Annotated in this window: 1 protein-coding gene; it reads left to right on the top strand. The window is 65.2% G+C overall.

The genetic code is table 11. The features are described 5' to 3' along the window. The coding region (locus N177_RS19600) for an IS256 family transposase (RefSeq protein WP_040486288.1) at positions 1-1,118 on the top strand (1,118 nt) is incomplete at its 5' end. Positions 1,119-1,167 lie beyond the last annotated feature (49 nt).

Raw genomic sequence — 1,167 nt, 5'->3', positions numbered from 1 at the left:
AACACCTGATGGAACACGACGTCGAAGGCCTGATCGGCGCGGCTCGTCATGAGCGGTCGGAGGGCCGGTTGACCTATCGGAACGGCTATCGGGACCGCGAACTGAAGACGCGGCTGGGGTCGCTGAACCTTCGCGTGCCCAAGCTTCGGCAGGGCTCCTACTTTCCCGGTTTCCTCGAGCCGCGCCAGACATCGGAGAAGGCGCTCGTCGCCGTCATCCAGGAGGCGTGGATCGGTGGCGTCTCGACCCGGCGCGTCGACGACCTCGTCCAGGCGATGGGCCTGTCGGGGATCTCCAAGAGCACCGTCTCCAAGCTATGCAAGGAGATCGACGAACGGGTCGGCGAGTTCCTCGATCGCCCGCTCGCCGGCGAATGGCCCTATGTCTGGCTCGACGCCACCTACCTCAAGGTGCGCCAGGGCGGGCGCATCGTGTCGGTCGCCGCGATAATCGCCGTCGCGGTCAACACCGACGGCCGCCGCGAGATCATCGGCCTGGCGATCGGACCCTCGGAGGCCGAGACCTTCTGGACCGACTTCCTGCGCTCCCTGAAGAGCCGGGGCCTCGCGGGCGTGAAGCTCGTCATCTCGGACGCCCACACCGGCCTCAAAGCCGCCATTGCGCGGGTGTTCGACGCCACCTGGCAGAGATGTCGAGTTCATTGGATGAGGAACGCGCTCGCCTACGTGCCGAAGGGCCGGCACACCGTCGTGGCGGCGGCGATCCGACAGGCCTTCAACCAGGCCGACCGAGATCATGCCGGCGAGACCTGGCGTCATGTCGCCGACCAGCTCCGCAATCGCTGGCCCAAGCTCGCCGACCTCATGAACGAATCCGAGCCGGACGTGCTCGCCTACATGACCTTCCCGCCCCAGCACCGCACCAAGTTGCACAGCACGAACCCTCTGGAGCGTCTGAACAAGGAGGTGAAGCGCAGGGCCGACGTGGTCGGCATCTTCCCGAACGAAGAGGCCATCACTCGCCTGATCGGCGCCGTGCTCTTCGAGCAGAATGACGAATGGCAGACCCAGCACCGATACATGCAGCTCGAGGCCATGAGCCAGATCGACACTGTCGCCGTCGACCCGATCCTCAAGCTTCAGCCTGCTGCCGCATGAAGACCGCCGACGTGGTCACCTTCAAATTACACCAGCTTGACGGACGTCA

This window comes from Lutibaculum baratangense AMV1 (assembly GCF_000496075.1).
Taxonomy (GTDB): domain Bacteria; phylum Pseudomonadota; class Alphaproteobacteria; order Rhizobiales; family Tepidamorphaceae; genus Lutibaculum; species Lutibaculum baratangense.
The sequence above is the reverse complement of the archived record's forward strand: the minus strand, read 5'-3'. Positions and strand labels throughout refer to the sequence as shown.